Below are 17565 nucleotides of genomic sequence, written 5' to 3'. Positions count from 1 at the left end.
GGGTAGTTTTTGGCCATGGCCGTTCAGTTCGGCGTTACATGCAGAACACTCGGAGGTTGTGCCGGGTTGCAAGGATCCTCGCAACCAACGTCCACTGACGACACCTAAAAACAGATTGCCTTGGTTAGGTGCCACCGTATTCCTTCAACATCACGCCGAGCATCCACTCAGGGCTGTCATAGGGGTACGCATTCCGGGCTGCCCAGTTAAAACGGCAGTTTCGGGGCATTTTTTTACGCCCTGATATCGCATACTATTGTTGTTCCAATATTCGAGATCGCATCACCCATGAGCATGACGTTTTCAATTTCAATCGTAAGTCACGGACATAAAAAATATATCGGCAAACTGATTGAAGATCTGGTGCGTCTTGATAGGTCGGATATCGAAGTTATTCTGACGTTGAATATCCCTGAAAACCTGCAGATTGATTTCGCTCAACTGCCATTTCACCTGAAGCTGATAGAAAATAGTGTCCCTAAGGGTTTTGCAGCCAACCACAATTCTGCCTTTGCGGTTAGCCAGGGCGATAACTTCGTGGTATTGAATCCGGATATCAAATTGCTTGATGATCCGTTTGGCATCTTGCTGTCGCTCCTTGAAGAGGCGCCTGACAGTATTTGTGCGCCATTGATTCTCAATGAGAAATATGAAATTGAGGATAGCGCGCGGAACTTCCCAAGCCCCTTTTTCTTATGCAAAAAGGTAGTGAGCAGAATTTGTGGCTTTTCGTTGGCGCCAGAAGTCTTGATTTCCAGTAATGATGTCATCATGCCGGATTGGGCTGCCGGAATGTTTATCCTGGTTCCGCGCAGGATTTATGCAGATTTGCACGGTTTAAGTGAGCGATATCATATGTATTACGAAGATGTCGATTTGTGCGCGCGGGCGCGTGTGGCGGGATATAAAATCCTGGTCAGTAAAACCGCCAAGGTGATTCATGAAGCGCAGCGCGATAGTCATCGTAAATTGCGCTACTTGTTTTGGCATATGGGTAGTGCACTGAAATTCTTTACATCTCGTGCTTATGTGAAGATTAGCCTGAACCGTATGCTGGGTATTTCGCCAAGATATTGACAAAATGAATAATTCCATTCTGCTCACTGGTGCAAGCGGGTTTGTCGGGCGAACATTATCTGCCGTTCTTATTGAGAACGGCGCCGAGTTGACGTGTGCTGTCAGGGTACCTTTTTTGCTGGATGGCGCCCGTATGGAGACAATTCCGGGTATTGATGAAAAAACGGATTGGTCACGATGTCTGATCGGAGTCGATACTGTCATACATACCGCAGCCCGGGTGCATGTCATGAATGAACTTGCCGGCGATCCGCTTGCTGAGTTTCGGCGGGTCAATGTTGCCGGCACATTAAATCTTGCTAAGCAGGCCATCTCTGCGGGTGCAAAGCGATTTATATTCCTCAGTTCGATTAAAGTTAACGGTGAAGAAACGATAGGCGGGACCGCATTCTCTGAGAAGGACCCTCCAGACCCGATGGACGCTTATGGGATCTCCAAATATGAGGCTGAACTGGGTCTGCTTGAATTGGCCGGGAAAACCGGATTGGAAGTTACCATCATTCGACCTCCCTTGATTTATGGGCCTGGCGTAAAGGCAAATTTCGCAAGTATGTTGCGGTGGGTATACCGGGGGATACCTTTGCCACTTGGGGCGGTTGGAAATAAAAGAAGTTTTGTGTATGTCGGAAATCTGATTAGTTTGATTGTTTGCTGTATTAAACATCCGAATGCAATCAACGAGATTTTTCTGGTGTCGGATGGGAATGATCTGTCCATTTCCGAATGGCTGACTGCCTGTGCAAAAGCCTTAGGCAAACGAGCATTTTTATTGCCAGTCCCGCCCGGTATTTTAATGGCCATTGCGACTACGCTGGGCAAGCGCGCAGTCGCGCAACGTCTGTTGGGCTCGTTACAAGTTGATATTGGCAAGTCAAAGGAATTGTTAGGTTGGGTGCCGCCAATCTCAGTAGAGAATGGATTAAAGGCAACAATAAAGAACATGTTTTGAACATAGGCAACATGATGAAACGTATTTTTGATTTGTTTTTGGCAATTTTTGCATCAATTTTGCTATTCGTTCCGATAGCTCTCGTAGCATTGTGGGTCCGCGCAACTTCGGAGGGGCCTGTTATTTATTGGTCTGATCGTATCGGACGTAATAATAAGGTTTTCCGTATGCCGAAATTTCGTACGATGCAGGTAAATACACCGGCAGTGGCGACGCATTTATTAACTGACGCTAAGAAATATCTGACGCCGATCGGTTCTTTTTTACGTAAATCAAGCCTGGATGAATTACCTCAGTTGTGGAGTATTTTCCGCGGTGACATGAGCTTTGTAGGGCCACGTCCCGCCTTGTTTAATCAAGAAGATCTGATTGCATTGCGCACACAATATGATGTTGATAAGATGAGACCCGGTTTAACTGGCTGGGCTCAGGTTAATGGCCGAGATGAGTTGCCGATTCCGGAAAAGGTGAAGCTGGATGTCGAGTACATGCAGAACAGGTCGATTTTTCTGGATATCAGGATAATTTTCCTCACTTTTTTCAAGGTTGTGCGCAGAGACGGGGTGACGCATTGAGAGTTGATTTGACAATGATTGATCGTCCTGATTATTATTTATTGCTTTTGGTGTATCGCACATTGATTGAATTATTCATATGATTTCAATTCTTAATTTGTCGCGACTTCATAAGCAGGCGGTCGCGGCAACATTGGATCTGTTGTTTTTGCCACTGACATTTTGCCTGGCAATCTGGTTGCGTTACGACGGGCTGAATATCGGCCTGCTCCATCAATATGGACTATTGATGATTGCGGCACCGCTGATTTCCATCCCTGTTTTCATTAGACTGGGCTTATATCGCGCAGTCATACGTTTCATCGATCACAAGATCGTCTATGTGGTTGTGCTGGGTGTGACGCTCTCTGTGGTGACTTTGGCAGCGCTTGCCACTTTTACGCAAACCGGTGGTTATTCGCGTGCGGTGTTTGGTATTTATTGGATCAGTACGATTTTGTATATGGCCGCAAGTCGTTTTTTGGCGCGTGCTTATCTGTTGCGTGTCAGCGGTGCGCTCGGGACTACGGGGGCGGTGCGTGTGGCCATCTATGGCGCGGGTCAGGCCGGGTCGCAGCTGGCAATCGCATTGCGCACCGGCAACGAATATTTGCCGGTGGCGTTTATCGATGACAAGCAGGAGCTTCACAGGGCGACTATCGCTGGCATCAAGGTGTTTCCGGCAGATGAATTGCATGACCTGATTACGCGTTACAGCATAAAGGAAGTATTGCTGGCGATGCCTTCGCAGACCAAGGCGCAGCAAAAGCGCATTCTTGATCAGCTTGAGCCGCTGAAGGTCAAAATCAAGGTGACGCCGCCGATCAAGAGTTTGATCAATGGCGAGTTGCGGGTACAGGATATTCGGGAAGTTGAAATTGAGGATTTGCTTGGGCGCGACCAGGTGGATCCTGATCCAAGGTTGATTTCCGCATGTATCGTTGACAAGTCGGTCATGGTGACCGGCGCGGGCGGATCGATTGGTTCCGAATTGTGTCGCCAGATTATCCGTCAGCGTCCGTCGCGTTTGATTTTGCTTGAGATGTCCGAGTTCGGCTTGTATTCGATTGAGCAGGAGCTGAGCGAGTTGCAACAGAGCCTGGACATCAAACTGGAGTTGTTGCCGTTTCTCGGTTCGGTGCTGGAAAGGGAGAAATGCGAACGGATCATGCGGACTTTTTCGGTTGAAACCGTGTATCACGCTGCCGCTTATAAGCACGTACCGTTGGTTGAGCATAATCCGATTGAGGGCATTCGAAATAATGTGTTTGGCACCTTAAGTCTGGCCAAGGCGGCGATGACGGCGGGAGTCAAATCGTTTGTCTTGATTTCTACCGACAAGGCAGTGCGGCCCACCAATGTCATGGGTTCCACCAAACGTTTCGCCGAGTTGATATTGCAGGCATTTTCACGTCTGCAAGCCAGAACGCCATCACGGACGCGCTTCTGCATGGTGCGCTTTGGTAACGTGCTTGGGTCGTCGGGATCGGTGGTGCCCCTGTTTCGCAAGCAGATCATGGCAGGGGGGCCTATCACATTGACGCATCCTGAGATCACGCGCTATTTCATGACGACGCCTGAGGCTGCACAATTGGTGTTGCAGGCTGGCGCAATGGGTGAAGGCGGTGACGTCTTTGTGCTGGATATGGGTGATCCGGTAAAGATTGTGGATCTGGCTAAACGGATGGTGCATTTGAGCGGGCTTGAAGTGTTATCTGAATCGACGCCTGATGGAACCATCGAAATTAATCATGTCGGTTTGCGCCCCGGCGAAAAGTTGTATGAAGAATTGTTGATTGGCGAGAATGTCGAGGGGACTGAGCATCCTCTCATCATGCGCGCACAGGAGGTGGAGATTCCGTGGGCCGTATTGCAGGATCTGCTGGTTAAGCTGGAAGCTGCCTGTGACAGATTTGATTATGAAGAAGTGCGTGCCATGTTGTTGCGTACGGTGGCTGGATATACGCCGCAGTGCGGGATCGAGGATTTGATTTGGCGCGCTCAGGATCAGGTGATTGAGCCACGCGATGCGAGATTGCATTAGTGTGCATCGCTTAATGTAGATTTGTAAGTTGATTGCAAGTGCGTTTTCAATGAAATTTCACTTAATGGAGGAAGTATGGATTTATCAGGTCTGACAGTCGCCCAGTTGCGCGAACTACAAGAGCAGGTCAAGCAGGCTTTAAAGGATAGGGAACACGAAGAATTGGCGAAAGCACGTGAACAGATTCTGGCAATTGCACAAAGCGCCGGCATCTCGTTGAAAGATTTGCTGGGTGGGCAATCACGTGGCAAGAGCAGCGCGACAAAAGCCAAAGTGGCGGTACGCTATCGCCATCCTTCCGACGCATCGCTGCAATGGACTGGCCGTGGTCGTCAGCCGAAATGGATACAGGAATGGGTCGCGTCGGGTAAATCGCTGGATGCATTGCACGTATAGCCCTTGATTTGGTCGCGTTATTTATTTTTTGCATGTTTTTGAAGTAATAACGGCGGCTTAATAATTGGGCATCCGGGCCGGAAGCGCATGTTGATGGTTATACATGCGCGTTTTTTTTGATCTACGTTAAATCGGTACGCTGCATTTATCGGTACGCTGCATTTACATGTGAACGGTTCTTGCGTTGGCATCTGCCGGCGCCGCAACACGTTCATGCTTCACTCACATTAAAACTATGCTCCCACTTCAAAATTCGATATTCAAGGCGTATGACATCCGCGGCATCGTCGGCAAAACGCTGGATGCCGGTATTGCGCGTCAAATCGGCCAGGCCTTCGGTGTTGCCGCCCGCGCCAAAGGTGAAAAAGCCGTTGTCGTCGGTCGCGACGGCCGCTTGTCCGGCCCTGAATTGACGGCGGCGCTGGCAGCCGGATTGCAGGAAGCCGGCGTGGATGTGATTGATTTGGGAATCGTCGTCACCCCGATGGTGTATTTCGCCACCCATGTCCTGGGTACGCAATCCGGTGTGATGGTCACCGGCAGTCACAATCCTCCCGATTACAACGGCTTCAAAATGGTGCTGGCTGGCGAAGCGATTCATGGCGAGACGATCCAGGCGCTGTATCAGGCGATCGTCAGCGGTACTGCCGAACAGGCGCTCGTAGCGGCCGCGGGCAGTTACCGCACCCACGACATCAAGGACGCTTATTTGCAACGCATCCTCAGCGACGTCACATTGGCGAAACCGATGAAGATCGTGGTCGATTGCGGCAATGGCGTCGCCGGGGCGTTTGCCGGTGAACTGTATCGCGCGCTTGGATGCGAGGTGCAAGAGTTGTTTTGCGAGGTGGATGGGACGTTCCCGAACCACCATCCCGACCCCGCCCATCCGGAAAACCTGCAGGACGTGATTCGCGCCCTGCGGACATCCGATGCCGAACTCGGCCTGGCGTTCGATGGCGATGGCGACCGTCTGGGTGTGGTCACCAAAGACGGCCAGATCATTTATCCGGACCGTCAGCTGATGCTGTTCGCCGCCGATGTGCTGACCCGCCATCCGGGCCAGGAAATCTTGTACGACGTGAAATGCACGCGCCATCTGGCATCGTGGATCACCCGGCACGGCGGCAAGCCGCTGATGTGGAAGACCGGGCATTCGCTGGTCAAGGCCAAGATGCGTGAGACCGGGGCGCCGCTCGGTGGCGAGATGAGCGGACATGTGTTCTTCAAGGATCGCTGGTACGGCTTTGACGATGGCTTGTATGCAGGCGTCCGTTTGCTGGAGTTGTTGAGCCGTGCAAGCGATCCGTCGGCGCTGCTGAATGCGTTGCCGCAGTCGATCAGCACGCCGGAGTTGCAACTGCAACTGGCCGAAGGCGAGAACTTCACGCTGATAGCGAAATTGCAGCAGGAAGCGGAATTTCCCGGCGCCGATGAGATGATCAAGATCGATGGCCTGCGCGTCGAATATCCGGATGGATTCGGATTGGCGCGCGCATCGAACACCACGCCGGTGGTGGTGATGCGTTTCGAGGCGGAATCGGAAGCGGCGTTGCTGCGCATACAGGCAGCATTCAAGCGCGTGATTCTGGCGGTGAAGCCGGATGCAAGCTTGCCTTTCTAAATTCTCTTGAAGTGAAATCCGCTTGAATATCCTAATCGTCCGCGTTTCGTCCCTTGGCGACGTGGTGCATAACATGCCGATGGTGTCCGATATTCGGCGTCATTATCCCGACGCGCATATCGACTGGGTGGTCGAGGAAGGTTACACCAGCCTGGTGCGACTCAATCCGGAGGTGCGCAGGATCATTCCGATTGCACTGCGGCGCTGGCGCAAAAGCTTGTTCTCGGTTGCGACCCGGCATGAAATTGCCGATTTTCGCCGGCAGCTTAAGCAGGATGCTTATGACATTGTTTTTGATACCCAGGGCTTGTTGAAAACCAGTGTCGTCATGCGTATGGCACGCCTTGCGCCGAATGGCAGGCGGGTCGGATTGGGAAACGCTACCGAAGGCTCCGGTTACGAGCCGCTATCGCGGCTTTTTCATACGATGAGCGTCGCGGTTGGCTTGCGTACGCATGCGGTCTTGCGCGCCCGTCAGGTTGCCGCGAAGGCTTTCGGTTACAGCGTTGACGGCCCAGCTGATTTCAATTTACAGATGCCAGAGGTGGCGCCGCAGCAGTCGCCGTCATGGTTGCCCGGTCAACCGTATGCGGTTTTTTTCCATGGCACCGCCCGCGCAGAAAAACAGTGGCCATTTGCCGACTGGATCAGAATTGCGCAACAGTTGGCGGCGTACGGTATGCCGGTGTTGTTGCCATGGGGCAGTGACGCTGAAAAACAGACTGCTGAAAAGCTGGCCGCACAGATGAGCAATGCCCAGGTACTGCCTAAATTGGCTTTGATGGAGGCGGTCATGCTGGCGCAGCGGGCAGCGCTGGTGGTCGGCGTTGATACCGGACTGACCCATATCGCTGCCGCCTTCAATCGGCCGACCATCGAGTTGTACTGCGATTCGCCACGCTGGAAAACGGAAGGGGACTGGTCGGACAATATTATCAATTTGGGTGATGAGGGGAGTTCGCCGACGGCCGGACAGGTTGCGGCTGCGGTTGATGTGCTGCTGAGTTAGGTCGGACAATGTCAAGAATGCATTGAGCCGTGCGTCAGATAGCGGTCAACTGCCGTTTCTAGGATAATACTGCGATGAAACAACAAATTCTGGAAATCGACGCTGCCGACTGGCACATCAGTACGCCCAATCCAAGCTGGATTTCTGCGCTCGAAGCAGGAAAAGTACTGTATTTTCCGCAACTCGCTTTTAAGCTGGCGCAGGACGAGCAGCGTTTTCTGACGCCTGCCGTTCGCGATCCCAAAAGTCGGAATATCAGCCTGGATGCCAATGCCCGCTTGAAGGGCGCGCTCGGCGATGCTGCCGAACAGGCTGCATTGGCGGCGATGGTGGGGCGTTTCCGCCTGCAGGCGCGGCAATTGATCGACTCGCTGCTGCCGGCGTATAGCGATCATTTGCGTTTGGCGCCGACCAGTTACCGACCGATGCAGGTCGAGACGCGCACCCAATCGTGGCGTGCCGATGACAAGCGCATGCATGTCGATGCATTTCCTTCCCGTCCCAATTACGGCGAACGTATTTTGCGTGTATTTGCCAATCTGAATCCGGACGGCGTGCCGCGGGTGTGGCGGGTCGGCGAGCCGTTCGAAGAGGTTGCCAAGCGGTTCTTGCCGAGGGCAAAAGCCTACTCGCGCTGGCAGGCGCAATGGCTGAATGCCTTGCACGTGACGAAATCTTTCCGCAGCGAATACGATCACCTGATGTTGCAACTGCATGACGGCATGAAGTCGGACCTGGAGTATCAGCGCAATGGTCCGCAAGTGACGATGCCATTTGCTGCCGGTTCGGTGTGGGTTTGTTTTTCCGACCAGACACCGCATGCAGTGATGTCGGGACAATACATGATGGAGCAGACCTTGCACTTGCCGGCAGCCAAACAATATGATCCGAACGCCAGCCCGCTAGCCATTCTGACGCGGCTCACCGGACGCAGTCTGATTTGATGCGGGCGCCCTTGTTTCGTCTGATCTATTCGTCGGTATGGTGGCTGATCATGCCGCTGGCACTGTTGCGCTTATGGTGGCGCGGCCGCAAGGAGCCGGGATATCGGCAACATATCCCGGAGCGTCTGGGGTTTTATCGGCAGCCTGATCGGGACCAGCCGGCGCGCTCGTTCCTATGGGTGCACGCGGTATCCGTCGGAGAAACGCGCGCTGCCGAACCATTGATCAGCATGCTGCTCGCCAGCTACCCGCAGCACACGATCCTGTTGACGCATATGACCGCTACCGGCCGTGCCGCCGGGCAGGCGCTGTTCGGCCAATCGCCGCGCGTGGTACAGAGTTTTCTTCCATATGACACCGGTTGGACGGTCGGTCGTTTTTTACGCCATTTTTCGCCGCGTCTATGCGTGTTGATGGAAACCGAAGTCTGGCCCAATCTGATCGCGCAATGTGTCCGTTATCAGGTGCCTGTGACATTGGTGAACGCGCGCTTATCCGAGCGCTCATTGCGACGTGGGAAAAAATTTGCGACGCTGATGACGGAAGCGGCGACCGGCGTGGCTTGCATCGGGGCGCAAACCAGTGAGGATGCCGCGCGTTTGCGACAACTTGGCGCCAGCAATGTTACCGTGACCGGCAACCTCAAGTTCGATGTCGCGCCGTCAGAGGTTTTATTACGCATCGGCGCCGCCCTCCGCCGGCAGATCGGTGCGCGGCCAGTGTTGTTGTGCGCCAGTACCCGGGAGGGCGAGGAGGCGCTGATTCTGGCGGCGCTGAGTAAATCGCCTCCGCTTGAAAACCTGCTATTGATTATCGTGCCCCGTCATCCGCAACGTTTCGCTGAAGTGGCCAGTCTGATTGCGGCGAATAAGCTGCCGCTGGTGCGGCGCTCGGCGTTGGGCGACGCGCAGCTGGGGGCGGAGATCAAGGTGCTGCTGGGCGACTCGATGGGCGAAATGTTTGCCTATTATGCTGCGTCGGATCTGGCATTTATCGGCGGGAGTCTGTTGCCGCTGGGCGGGCAAAATCTGATCGAAGCCTGCGCAGTGGCGAAGCCGGTGTTGATTGGTCCCCATACCTTCAACTTTGCGGCGGTGACGGAGCAAGCCATCGCCGCAGGAGCGGCCTTGCGGGTGACGGATGCGGCTGCGATGCTGGGAGTGGCGAGTCGCTTGTTAACGGACGACCGGGAGCGCGCGGCGATGGGCCGGAGCGCCGGCGACTTCGCGCAATTGCATCGCGGCGCGACGGTTCGGACCATGGCGCTGCTGGCGGCGTTGGTGTAAAAATGCAGCTCGCGCTAATCGTCACGAACCTCGTCAGTACGTTGTTGCTTCCACCCACAAGCCTGATTCTGATGTGTTTTCTTGGCCTCGTCCTACGCCGGCGCTGGCCGCGCTGTGGCGTTTCGGTGAGTGCCGTTGCGCTGATCATCTTGCTGATAATCAGTACTAAGGCAGGTGCGTTATTATTCGTCGCTCCGCTGGAAAAACAGGCATCCGTGCTCGATGCGACATCGATTGCGAAAGTGCAGGCTATCGTCGTTCTCGGCGGTGGCCGGTTAGGCAATGCGCCGGAATATGGCGGCGTGGATAGTCCAAGTTACCTGACGCTGGCGCGTCTGCGTTATGCGGCCAAATTGCACCGTGAAACCGGTTTGCCGTTGTTGGTTAGCGGCGGTACACCTGATGGCGGTATCGAATCAGAGGCGGCGGTGATGGCCCGCACGTTAACGGACGATTTTGCCACGCCAGTCAAATGGCTGGAGCAAGCGTCGGACAATACCGCGCAAAACGCCGCATTCTCCGCGCAAATTCTCAAGCAGGCAAAGGTGCGGCGCATCCTTCTGGTGACGGACGCTATCCACATGCCGCGCGCGCAAATGATCTTCAGACAGAGCGGCCTGGAAGTGGTATCGGCACCGACGGTGTTTTTTAGCCGTGACCGGCTTTCGGTGCTTGATTTTTTTCCGATGGGAGAAGGGTTGCGGCGCAGCGACTACGCTATGCATGAGTGGCTGGGCATTGCCTGGTATAAGTTGCGCTACTGATGTAGTTCGCCCTGAGCCTAAGCATCTACTCAGGACTACGTCCTGCGGTCAATCGATAAAAAAACCCGCAACGATTGATTCATCCGTTGCGGGTTCCAGTCTTACCGGGAATTTCCTCCTCAAGCCAACGATTTAGTTCGCCGCCGGCTGCGATGCCAGCGCCACCGGCGTCTGCGTCGTCTCATTCAAACCGCCACCCAACGACCGATACAGATCAATCGCATTGTTCAGGCGCAACTGACGGGTCTGGATCAATGCTTGCTGGGCCGAGAACAGGTCGCGTTCTGCGTCCAGCATCTCGATCGAACTGGCGATGCCGTTCTTGACGCGCAGGTCGGTCAGCTTGACGAGATCTTGCTGGGCGACCAGGAAGGCTTGTTGCGCGTCCAGCTGATCATTCAGCGCCCCGCGGGCCACCAGTGCATCAGCGACTTCACGGAAGGCGGTCTGGATGGTTTTCTCGTAGCTGGCGATCGCGATGTTTTTGCGGACTTCCGACAATGTCAGATTGGCGCGATTCCGTCCACCTTCGAAAATCGGCAGCGTCAGTTGCGGGATGAATGACCAGGTGCGGCTACCGGCTGCAAACAGACTTCCCAGCGACGAACTGGCATTGCCGATGCCGGCCGTCAGGGAAATCTGCGGGAAGAACGCTGCCCGGGCGGCGCCGATGTCGGCGTTGGCGGCACGCAGCAGTTGTTCGGCGGCGCGGATATCCGGGCGTCGGGTCATCAGGTCGGACGGTACGCCGGCCGGGATGTCGGTGACGATTTGCTGTGATTCCAGCGCTTGTCCTGCCGGCAAATCCGTCAGCGGCTTGCCGACCAGCAGGGTCAGCGCATTGGTGGCCTGAGCGCGCTGGCGTGCCAGTGCAGCAAACGCAACACGGGCCGACTGGACCAGTGTTTCGGACACGCGCAAGTCCAGTGCCGACGATGCGCCGACATCAAAGCGCATCTTTGCCAGTTTGTAGTTCTGCAGCCGGCTGTCCAGCGTTTGTTGCGCCAGCTGCTGCTGTTCGGCGAACGACTGCTCGGCCAGGTAGGCTTGGGCCACTTGCGCAACCAGCGTGATGTGCGCCGACAGCCGCGCTTCGTCGGTCGCCAGGTAGGACGCCAGCGCAGCGTCTTTCAAGCTGCGCACGCGGCCAAAGAAGTCCAGCTCGAACGCGGTCATGTTGAGACCCACTGCGTAGCTGGTGCCAACGAACGATGTGTTGTTGAGGGTCTGGCTGGCAGCGGTGCGACCACGTGATCGAGAAAAATTGCCGTCCAGATTAGGCAGCGCATCGGCAGCGGTGATGTTGTACTGCGCACGGGCGGCTTCGATGTTCAGGACTGCGGTACGCAGATCGCGATTGTTTTCAAGTGCTGCCGCGATCAGTGTCTGCAGGCGCTGGTCCGGGAAGAACTGGCGCCAGCCGAGGGCGACCGCATCAACTTGCGACTGGCCGGCTGAGGGGGTTGCTTCAGCCGGGTAGCTGCCGGCCACCGGTGCTTGCGGCCGCACATAGGTTGGCGCCATGCTGCAAGCCGATAGAACGCCTGCCAGCAGCAGGGCGCCGGTCAGGTGTTTCGGTAAGGAATTAAACATGCGTTGCCTCCACATCGATTTTTTTGTTGGCGGCAGCCAGCTTGTTCTGGCGTGCGCTGCCCTTGAACAGCTTGCGCACCACCACGAAGAAGACTGGCACCAGGAATACCGCCAGAACGGTCGCGGTGATCATCCCGCCCATCACGCCGGTACCGATCGCACGTTGACTGCCTGAACCTGCGCCGGTCTTGATGGCCAACGGCAAGACGCCGAGGATAAACGCCATCGATGTCATCAGAATCGGACGGAAGCGCAGATGGACTGCTTCCAGGGTGGCTTCGATCAGGCCTTTTCCTTGCGCCTGCAGGTCTTTTGCGAATTCGATAATCAGAATCGCATTTTTCGCCGACAAACCGATCACGGTAATCATCCCGACTTTAAAGTACACATCGTTCGGCATGCCGCGCAAGGTCACGCCCAGCAACGCGCCGAGAATACCCAGCGGCACCACCAGCATCACAGCCAATGGAATCGAAGTGCTTTCATACAGTGCGGCCAAGACCAGGAACACGGCGATCAGCGACAACAGATACAGCATTGGCGCTTGCGAGCCGGAGGTTTTTTCTTCCAGCGATTGACCGGTCCATTCGAAGCCGAGACCTGCCGGCAGTTTGGCGGTCAGCGCTTCCATTTCGGCCATCGCTTCACCGGTACTATGGCCGGGTGCTGCGCCGCCCGAAATTTTCATCGCCGGATAGCCGTTGTAGCGGGTCAGCTGGACCGGGCCGCTAATCCAGTGCGAAGTCGTAAAGGACGACATCGGCACCATGGTTCCGTCGGTATTTTTCACATACAGCCTGGCCAGATCTTGCGGTTGCAGACGTTGCGGTGCATCGGCTTGCACGATCACGCGCTGTTGCCGTCCCTGATTCGGGAAGTCGTTCACATAGGCCGAACCGAGTGCGGTCGACAGCGTAGCGTTGATCGCACTGAACGAGACGCCAAGCGCATTCGCCTTGTCGCGATCGATGTCGAGTTGCAACTGCGGCGCATCTTCCAGGCCTTCGGGGCGAACGCCTGCCAGCACCTTGCTTTGTCCAGCCATGCCGAGCAATTGATTGCGTGCGGCGGTCAATGCTTCATGTCCCAGGCCGGCACGATCCTGCAGGCGGAACGTGAAGCCGGTCGCATTCCCCAGTTCCGGAATTGGCGGCGGGTTCAGCGGATAGATGATGGCATCCTTGATTTGCGAAAACACACCAAACGCCTTACCCGCAATCGCATCGGCGGATTCCGCCGGGCCTCTTGTGCTCCAGTCCTTGAGCGGAACGAAGACCAGGCCGGCATTTTGACCGTTACCCGAGAAGCTGAAACCGGTGATCGCAACGACGTGTGCAACGGCCGGCAGCTTCTTGTAATAGTCTTCAATCTTTTTGACCACTTCCAATGTGCGGTTCGTGCTGGCGCCTGCCGGCAACTGCACGTTGGTCACGATATAGCCCTGGTCTTCGCTCGGCAGGAACGATGCCGGCAGCCGTGCATACAGCAAGCCGACGCAGACAATGATGGCGCCATACAGCAGCAGGTAGCGGCCGGTTTTGGTGAGCATCCTTGCGATAAAACCCTGATAGCTGGCGGTGGTCGCACTAAATCTGCGGTTGAACCAGCCAAAGAAGCCTTTTTTCTCGTGATGGTGTCCGGCTTCCACCGGTTTCAGGATGGTCGCGCACAGCGCCGGCGTCAGCGTAAATGCCATCAGTACGGAGAAGAACATCGACGCGACCATCGACAGCGAGAACTGGCGATAAATCGCGCCAACTGCGCCGCTGAAGAAAGCCATCGGGATAAACACCGCGATCAGCACCAGCGTGATCCCGATCAGGGCGCCGGTAATCTGTCCCATCGCCTTGCGGGTCGCATCGCGCGGCGACAAGCCCTCTTCGCTCATGATGCGTTCGACGTTTTCGACCACCACAATTGCATCATCGACCAGAATGCCGATGGCCAGCACCATCCCGAACATGGTCAGGACGTTGATCGAGAAGCCGAACAACAGCAGTGTGGCAAAGGTCCCCATCAACGCAACCGGCACCACGACGGTTGGAATCAGCGTGTAGCGAATATTCTGCAGAAACAGATACATCACCAGGAACACCAGGATGATCGCTTCGACCAGCGTTTTCACCACTTCTTCGATCGAGATCTTGACAAAGGTCGAGGTGTCGTACGGTACGGTGTATGTGACCCCGGCCGGGAAGTATTTGGACAACTCCGCCATTTTCGCGTGGACCGCTTTCGCGGTGCCGAGTGCATTCGCGGTCGGCGATAACTGGACGCCGACGAACGATGTCGGTTTGCCGTCGAGACGGCCGGCCGTGGCATATGACTGACCACCGATCTCGATACGGGCGACATCACGCAGGCGCACCACTGAACCATCCTTGTTGGCGCGCAGTTGAATGTTGCCGAATTGGGCGACGGTATTCAGTTGACCGGTGACGACCACGGTAGCGGAAATTTGCTGCGTACCGGGACTCGGCAAATCGCCGATGGTGCCGCCTGCGACCAAGGCATTCTGGGCCTGGATTGCAGCGGTGACATCGGCGGGCGTCAGGCTCAGGCCGACCAGTTTGGCCGGGTCGATCCAGATGCGCATCGCCCGTTCGGTACCGAACAGCTGCGCCTGGCCGACGCCCGGAACCCGCTTGACTTCATTGAGCACGTTGCGCGACAAATAGTCGCCCAGTGCGACTGGATCGAGTTTGCCGTCGGTCGACGACAAGCCGATAAACATCAAAAAGTTGCTGCGTGATTTGGTGACCTGCACACCTTGTTGCGTGACCGCAGCCGGCAGGCGCGCTTCAACCCGCTTCAGGCGGTTTTGCACATCCACCGCTGCCAGATCCGCATTGGTGCCGGGTACAAAGGTGACCGTGATTTGCACGGCACCGTTGGCCTGGCTCTGCGATTCGATATATTGCAAACCATCGGCACCGTTCATCTCCTGTTCGATCAGGCTGGTCACGCTGTCGTCCAGGGTTTGCGCTGTGGCACCCGGGTAGTTGGCGCTGATGACGATGGTGGGTGGTGCGATGGACGGATATTGCGCCACCGGCAATTGCGTGATGGCCAAAACACCCCCGAGCAGGATGAAAATGGCGAGCACCCACGCAAATACCGGGCGATCAATGAAAAACTTTCCCATCTGGGTGCTCCTTATTTGGCTTTAGGTGTTGAATCTGCTTGCAGAGCATCAGATGTGGCGGAGGCCGGGCTTGCTGCCGCTGTCGTTTTGGTTTTATCCGGTGCTGCTACCGCTGCCGCAGCAATTCCGGTCCACGGCACTGGCTTGACCACCGCACCGGGCTTGATTTTCTGGAAGCCTTCGACGATGACTTTGTCGCCGGTTTTCAAGCCATCGGTGACTACCCATTTATCGCCTTGCGCGTTGTCCGCCTTGACGCTGCGTGCCGCCACCTTGTTGTCGGCACCAACCACGAATACGGTGGCGCCGGTCATGTCGCGCGTGACGGCCTGTTGCGGCACCGTGATGGCCTGCGCGTTGACGGCCTGTTCCAGTCTGGCGCGTACGTACATGCCCGGTAACAGGTTGTGGTCCGGGTTCGGGAATTCGGCGCGCATGGTAACGGTACCAGTGGTGGCGTCAACGGTCAGATCCGAAAACAGCAACTTCCCGCTTTGCGGGTAGGCCTGACCATCTTCGCTCACCAGCGTGACTTTGGCCTGGCCCTGGCCGACGCTTTGCAGTTGGCCGCTTTTCATCGCTTGTTGCAACTTCAGGACATCGGTGCTGGATTGCGTCAGGTTGACGTAGATCGGGTCGACTTGCTGTACGACTGCCAGCTGGGTTGCTTCGCCTTGCCCGACCAATGCCCCCTCGGTTACCAATGCGCGGCCAATGCGGCCGGAAATAGGGGCGGTCACGGTGGCATAGCCAAGATTCAGGTTGGCAGTCTGGCGTGCGGCTTTGGCCGAAGCAACGTCGGCAGCGGCTTGTTTTTGCAAGGCGACGGCGTCATCATAATCCTGCTTGCTGACCGCGTTGGCTTCCACCAGCGGCTTGTAGCGCTGCGCTTTCAGGGTGGCCTGGGTCAGATTGGCTTCCGCCTTGGCGAGTGACGCCTGGGTGCTTTCGTAGGTTGCCTGCAGCGGTGCCGGATCGATCCGGAACAGCACGTCGCCGGCCTTGACATCGCTGCCTTCGCGGAAGTTGCGCTTGAGGACAATACCGGCGGCACGTGCGCGCACTTCGGCGATACGGGTCGCTTCCAGGCGGCCTGGCAATTCTGTCGTCAGGGCCAGGCGCTCAGGGGCGATACTGATAATGGATACTTCGGCCGGCGGCGGCGCGCTGTTGATGGCAGCGTCGGACTTTTTGCCGCAGGCGGCAACTGCTGAAAGCACGGCTACGGCTAGCGCGATGCGCGTAAGACGATGAAGGGAGCCTACTGAATTCATAAAGTTCTCGCACGTTGATTGAATAAGGACCTGCCATGCTGGTGTCCTGAGTTAACAACTCAGAACACCAGCGGCTGATGCGGGACTGGCGCTGAAACACGAGGTATAGACTAACTAACCGCCATGTGGTTTCTGCAGTCCTGTCGTTTCTAATAGGTAAAACGCTGTGATTGGTGCTATTATACATACATCCATGAATGTATGTTGTGGCGTTAAATAAAAGTTGTTGCACCTGCACATTAGCACTGCAGTAGTCCGGAGATGGTTTACATGGCAAGATGTACAAAGGAAGAGGCGCTGGAAACCCGCAGCCGTATCTTGGATGCGGCGGTGGAGGTATTTCATGCGCGTGGCGTTTCACAGACCTCGTTGGCCGATGTTGCAAACGCAGCGGGTGTTACACGGGGTGCAATTTATTGGCATTTCAAAAACAAAAGCGATTTGTTCAATGCCATGTGCGAGCGGGTTCGGCTGCCGATGGAGGCGTTGATTCTGAATGGTGCCGAGGAGAGTGCGGTCGATCCTTTAGGTCAGTTCCGCAACTGGTGTCTGTACGCGCTCGAGGAAGGGGTCCACAACCCGCAGACGCGCAAGATTTTTGGCATCATTTTCCACAAATGCGAATTTGTCGATCCGCAAGATCCGATTTATGCGCGCCAGCAAGAATGCTTTTTGCAAGGGCGCATCAATATTCAGCGCATTCTTCGGTACGCGATCGGAAAAGGACAATTGCCACGCAATCTGGACCCGATGCTGGCGGCGATAACGGTTCAGGCTCTTTTGTCCGGCATCATCGACAACTGGCTGTTCAGTCCGGACAGTTTTGATCTGGGCGAACAGGCTGTCAACATGGTCGATCTTTGTATTCATACGTTGAAGACCGCGCCATCCTTGCAAAAAAGCTAG

At 55.7% G+C, this 17565-nt stretch carries 14 protein-coding genes; 11 read left to right on the top strand and 3 right to left on the bottom strand.

The features are described 5' to 3' along the window. Positions 1-288 precede the first annotated feature (288 nt). From AC3CHX_RS23700 to AC3CHX_RS23655, 10 genes are all read left to right on the top strand, one after another. Entirely contained in the window at positions 289-1077 is a 789-nt protein-coding gene (locus AC3CHX_RS23700; protein ID WP_488630427.1) for a glycosyltransferase, read from the top strand. 4 nt (positions 1078-1081) lie between these two features. After that, complete coding sequence (locus tag AC3CHX_RS23695) at positions 1082-2026, top strand: UDP-glucose 4-epimerase family protein (RefSeq protein ID WP_488630426.1); 945 nt, start codon at positions 1082-1084, stop codon at positions 2024-2026. Between the two features lie 14 nt (positions 2027-2040). Beyond that, positions 2041-2601 (top strand): sugar transferase, encoded by a 561-nt coding sequence (locus AC3CHX_RS23690; protein ID WP_488644912.1) that lies wholly within the window; start codon positions 2041-2043, stop codon positions 2599-2601. Positions 2602-2680: 79 nt separating this feature from the next. Then, a complete protein-coding gene (locus tag AC3CHX_RS23685) occupies positions 2681-4624 on the top strand; it encodes a polysaccharide biosynthesis protein (RefSeq protein ID WP_488630425.1) in 1944 nt (647 codons plus the stop codon). A 75-nt stretch (positions 4625-4699) separates the two neighbouring features. Next, complete coding sequence (locus tag AC3CHX_RS23680; protein WP_488630424.1) at positions 4700-5020, top strand: H-NS histone family protein; 321 nt, start codon at positions 4700-4702, stop codon at positions 5018-5020. 235 nt (positions 5021-5255) lie between these two features. Further along, positions 5256-6644, top strand: coding sequence for a phosphomannomutase/phosphoglucomutase (locus AC3CHX_RS23675; RefSeq protein WP_488630423.1), 1389 nt, complete (start codon positions 5256-5258; stop codon positions 6642-6644). Positions 6645-6666: 22 nt separating this feature from the next. Further along, the gene (gene waaC / locus AC3CHX_RS23670) at positions 6667-7653 is read left to right on the top strand and encodes a lipopolysaccharide heptosyltransferase I (protein ID WP_488630422.1); all 987 of its coding nucleotides are present in this window, start codon (positions 6667-6669) and stop codon (positions 7651-7653) included. 74 nt (positions 7654-7727) lie between these two features. Continuing rightward, a complete protein-coding gene (gene kdoO, locus AC3CHX_RS23665; protein ID WP_488630421.1) occupies positions 7728-8597 on the top strand; it encodes a Kdo hydroxylase KdoO in 870 nt (289 codons plus the stop codon). Next, a complete protein-coding gene (waaA, locus tag AC3CHX_RS23660; protein ID WP_488630420.1) occupies positions 8597-9883 on the top strand; it encodes a lipid IV(A) 3-deoxy-D-manno-octulosonic acid transferase in 1287 nt (428 codons plus the stop codon). Before kdoO ends, waaA begins: the two co-directional genes overlap by 1 nt. A 2-nt stretch (positions 9884-9885) precedes the next feature. Further along, entirely contained in the window at positions 9886-10647 is a 762-nt protein-coding gene (locus AC3CHX_RS23655; protein WP_488630419.1) for a YdcF family protein, read from the top strand. Positions 10648-10779: 132 nt separating this feature from the next. Here AC3CHX_RS23655 and AC3CHX_RS23650 read toward each other — a convergent pair whose 3' ends face one another. Genes AC3CHX_RS23650 through AC3CHX_RS23640 form a run of 3 tightly spaced genes read right to left on the bottom strand, consistent with a single transcriptional unit; the run spans position 10780 to position 16659 of the window. Next, positions 10780-12240 (bottom strand): efflux transporter outer membrane subunit, encoded by a 1461-nt coding sequence (locus AC3CHX_RS23650; RefSeq protein WP_488630418.1) that lies wholly within the window; start codon positions 12238-12240, stop codon positions 10780-10782. Next, on the bottom strand, positions 12233-15385 hold the full coding sequence (locus tag AC3CHX_RS23645) for an efflux RND transporter permease subunit (protein ID WP_488630417.1): 3153 nt from the start codon (positions 15383-15385) through the stop codon (positions 12233-12235). The genes AC3CHX_RS23650 and AC3CHX_RS23645 overlap by 8 nt, the downstream gene beginning before the upstream one ends. Positions 15386-15396: 11 nt before the next feature. Then, complete coding sequence (locus tag AC3CHX_RS23640; RefSeq protein ID WP_488630416.1) at positions 15397-16659, bottom strand: efflux RND transporter periplasmic adaptor subunit; 1263 nt, start codon at positions 16657-16659, stop codon at positions 15397-15399. Between the two features lie 270 nt (positions 16660-16929). Here AC3CHX_RS23640 and AC3CHX_RS23635 point away from each other — a divergent pair, with 270 nt between their 5' ends. Then, the gene (locus tag AC3CHX_RS23635) at positions 16930-17565 is read left to right on the top strand and encodes a TetR family transcriptional regulator (protein ID WP_488630415.1); all 636 of its coding nucleotides are present in this window, start codon (positions 16930-16932) and stop codon (positions 17563-17565) included.

It is taken from the genome of Glaciimonas sp. OK215, assembly GCF_057787885.1.
Note: the sequence above shows the minus strand (reverse complement) of the source record. Positions and strands in the feature narration are given on the sequence as shown.

Bases quoted from the DNA above. Each gene is read 5' to 3' on its own strand.
- AC3CHX_RS23695 (WP_488630426.1), top strand. From the start codon at position 1,082: ATGAATAATTCCATTCTGCTCACTGGTGCAAGCGGGTTTGTCGGGCGA.
- waaA (WP_488630420.1), top strand. From the start codon at position 8,597: ATGCGGGCGCCCTTGTTTCGTCTGATCTATTCGTCGGTATGGTGGCTG.
- AC3CHX_RS23635 (WP_488630415.1), top strand. From the start codon at position 16,930: ATGGCAAGATGTACAAAGGAAGAGGCGCTGGAAACCCGCAGCCGTATC.
- kdoO (WP_488630421.1), top strand. From the start codon at position 7,728: ATGAAACAACAAATTCTGGAAATCGACGCTGCCGACTGGCACATCAGT.
- AC3CHX_RS23675 (WP_488630423.1), top strand. From the start codon at position 5,256: ATGCTCCCACTTCAAAATTCGATATTCAAGGCGTATGACATCCGCGGC.
- AC3CHX_RS23700 (WP_488630427.1), top strand. From the start codon at position 289: ATGAGCATGACGTTTTCAATTTCAATCGTAAGTCACGGACATAAAAAA.
- AC3CHX_RS23680 (WP_488630424.1), top strand. From the start codon at position 4,700: ATGGATTTATCAGGTCTGACAGTCGCCCAGTTGCGCGAACTACAAGAG.
- AC3CHX_RS23640 (WP_488630416.1), bottom strand. From the start codon at position 16,659: ATGAATTCAGTAGGCTCCCTTCATCGTCTTACGCGCATCGCGCTAGCC.
- AC3CHX_RS23645 (WP_488630417.1), bottom strand. From the start codon at position 15,385: ATGGGAAAGTTTTTCATTGATCGCCCGGTATTTGCGTGGGTGCTCGCC.
- AC3CHX_RS23655 (WP_488630419.1), top strand. From the start codon at position 9,886: ATGCAGCTCGCGCTAATCGTCACGAACCTCGTCAGTACGTTGTTGCTT.
- AC3CHX_RS23685 (WP_488630425.1), top strand. From the start codon at position 2,681: ATGATTTCAATTCTTAATTTGTCGCGACTTCATAAGCAGGCGGTCGCG.
- AC3CHX_RS23650 (WP_488630418.1), bottom strand. From the start codon at position 12,240: ATGTTTAATTCCTTACCGAAACACCTGACCGGCGCCCTGCTGCTGGCA.
- AC3CHX_RS23690 (WP_488644912.1), top strand. From the start codon at position 2,041: ATGAAACGTATTTTTGATTTGTTTTTGGCAATTTTTGCATCAATTTTG.